2 protein-coding genes are annotated in these 3078 nt (G+C 72.4%); both read left to right on the forward strand.

What is annotated here, in order from left to right; translation table 11 throughout:
* The first annotated feature begins 91 nt into the window (after window positions 1-91).
* Complete coding sequence (locus V7067_RS16895; protein WP_334177057.1) at window positions 92-2356, forward strand: FUSC family protein; 2265 nt, start codon at window positions 92-94, stop codon at window positions 2354-2356.
* Window positions 2357-2618: 262 nt separating this feature from the next.
* The coding region (locus tag V7067_RS16900; RefSeq protein ID WP_334177058.1) for a fumarate hydratase at window positions 2619-3078 on the forward strand (460 nt) is incomplete at its 3' end.

Here is a 3078-nt window from a genome sequence, read left to right on the forward strand (position 1 = left end):
TGCTCCTGCGGCGGGCGGCCTTCGCCTCTTGCCGGTCCGGCCCGGCACCGGCATCCTGCCGCGCGGAACCGACCGGCGGGAACATCAGCGCGTGGGCAAGCCTCTTCTTTCACTCCTCGACCGGCTGCGCCATCCCGGCCGGCTGCCCGCCTCGCTTCAGGTGCAGATCGTGCCGGCCCTGCGCGCCGGCATCGCCGGCGTGCTGCCGATTCTCGCCGGCGAACTCATGGGCGAGCCGCTGGTGGCCGGCATCGGCGTGGTCGGGTTCCTCGGCTGTCTCATCGATCCCGGCGGCGAGCCGCAGGTTCGGCTGAAGGCGATGATGAGCTTCGCCGTGCTGGTGGCCGCGGTGTGCCTGCTCGCCTGGGCGGGCAGCCAGTGGCTGCCGCTCGGCATCGGCCTTGCTGTCGTGTGCGGCTTTGCGTTCTCTTACGTCATGGTGCTGGGCGCGGCCGCCACCGCGGTGGGGCTGATGCTGACCGTGGAACTGGTGGTGTTTCTGGGCCAGCCGCTGCCGGGCGCCGGCATGGTGCTGCTGGGCGCGTTTTTTGCCTTTCTCGGCGGGCTGTGGGCGGTGGTGCTGACGCTGGTGATCTGGCCGAACGGCGGCGACACGCCGGCCCGCGGCGCACTGGCCGAAAGCTGGCGCGCACTGGCCGGGCTGGCGGAACGCATGAAGAGCCTGCACGATGCCCCGCCCCGGCCGGGCGGCTGGGAGCGCATTGCGCCGGAGGGCTGGGCCCCCGTGCGGGCCACGCTGGAGACCACGCGCAGCCGGCTGGCGGCCGTGCGGCGCACCCGCGGCGGCACCAGCGCCCGCAGCCGGCGCGTGCTGCTGCTGCTTTCCGATGCGGAAACGGTGTTCCGCCTGCTGTGCGCCCTGTGCGGCAGCCTGGAGGCTATCGACCGCAGCGGCGCCGCGCCGGCCCGCGCCGCCGCCGGCGCCTTCAGCAATGCCCTGCGCGACATTGCCGAGAGCTGCCGCATCATCGCCGGCCTGCTCGATGCGCCCCCCCGCGACCTCGCCGGGGCGCGCAGCCGCGCCGCCCTGCTCACCGCCGCCCTCGCCGGTCTGGACCGCTCGATCGGTGCGCTCGGCCACGCCGGTGCCACGCCCGACGGCCCGGTGGCACAGGCGGCGCTGGTGATGCGCGAGGCGGCACTCTGCCTTGCCGATGCCGGCCGCACCACGCCCGCCGGGCACAGCGCGGATGCGCTCGCCGATGTTATCTGGGCGCCGGCGGACCCCCTCGGTCTGACCGCCATCGGCGAGACGCTGAAAAGCAATTTCACCATCCGCTCGGTGGCCTTCCGCCACGCCGTTCGCGTTGCGCTCGGGGCGGGGCTCAGCGTCGGCCTCAGCCAGTCGTCGGCGCTCGATCACGGCTACTGGATGAGCGTGACGACCGTCATCATCCTGCAGCCCTACACCGCCACCACCTGGCGGCGCATGCTCGACCGCGTGGCCGGCACCGTGGCCGGCTCGGTCGCCGCCGCGCTGCTGCTGGCGGTTCTGAACACACCGCTGGAAATCGCCGTCCTCATCTTCCCCTTTCTCGTCGTCGCCATGCTGCTCCGGGCCGTCGGCTATGCCTTCTATGTGCTGGCGATGACCGTTGCCTTCCTGCTGATCGCCGACCTTTTCGCCGCCAACGGGCTGGCGCCGTGGAGCCTTTCGTGGCTGCGGATCGAAAGCAGCTTTCTGGGGGCGGCGCTGGCGCTGGTGCTGTGCTTCTCGCTGTGGCCGAACTGGGAGGCGCGCGGCCTGCCGAACGCCATCGCCGCCTCGCTCATGGCGGCGCGGGATTTCATCACCGCCGCGCTCGCCCGCCCCGACGGGGCCGCGCTCGACGCGCGCACCCGCGGCGGCCTGCAGCGCGCCTGCGGACTGGCCAACAACAACGCCGAAACCGCCCTGCAGCGCCTCATCAACGAGCCGCGCATCGTGCCGTCGCCGGCGGTGGAACCGGCGCTGGCGGCCATCAGCGCCGCGCGCCGGCTCTCCGGCCTCGCCATCGAGATCGACGCGCTGCCGGCAGCCGCCTTTGCCGGGCCGCAGAACGCCGCCGTCGCCGCCTCCGCCGCGCGGTGGGCGGATGAGGCGCTGGCGGGGCTTGCCGCGTCGCTGGCCGGTCAAGGCAGCAGCGGCGCGCTGCCGCCGCTGCCGCAGGATGTTGTCGCCGCCTGCCGCCACGCCGCCGCCGATGTGGCGCAGGCCGGCGCACCGGGCCTGCTGTTTGCCGCGCTGGAGCGGATGGAGCGGCAGGTTTCCGCCATTGCCGGCGGTGCCGGCGACCTGCTCGCCGCCCTGCCGGCGGCGGCACCCGCCACGCCGGCGGCCCGTTCGCCGGCCTGAACGGGCTGCGACACACTGGCCCCGGCGCGCCGGAGCGGGCCTCTTGCCGCCCTTCCAGACTGGGCTTAGAAAAACTCGCATTCTGCCAGCCCCGTCGGTCCCGGCACCGGACCGCCGGCTGCCTGCCCCGCGGCAGACGGCTGTGCTGCCGGAATCCCCGGGAACCTGAAAAATTCCCGCGGACCTGAAACATGGGACCCGGCGCGACAAGCGGCGCAACCTCAGCGCCCGGCCGCGCCACGGCTAAGGAGCGCATCGAACCATGACCGTCCATAACGTGCCCGAGCCGGCCTTCAAATACCGCTCGCTGTTTCCCCTCGGTGCCGATCCGACCCCCTATCGCAAGCTGACCAGCGATTATGTGCGCGTGGAAAAGCTGGGCGACCGCGAGGTGCTGGTCGTGGAGCGCGAGGGGCTGCGCCTGCTCGCCGAAGCGGCGATGATCGACATCAACCACCTGCTGCGCCCGGGCCACCTCGACCAGCTCGCCAAAATCCTGAAGGATCCCGAGGCCACCGCCAACGACCGCTTCGTGGCCTTCGATCTGCTGAAGAACGCCAACATCGCCGCCGGCGGCATCCTGCCGATGTGTCAGGACACCGGCACCGCGATCGTGATGGGCAAGAAGGGTCGCCTTGTGTGGACCGAGGGCGACGATGAAAGCGCCCTCGCCGAAGGCATCCGCGATGCCTATGCCAAGAAGAACCTGCGCTACAGCCAGC

The sequence above is a fragment of the Pseudoxanthobacter sp. genome (assembly GCF_036822375.1).
Lineage (GTDB): Bacteria > Pseudomonadota > Alphaproteobacteria > Rhizobiales > Segnochrobactraceae > Pseudoxanthobacter.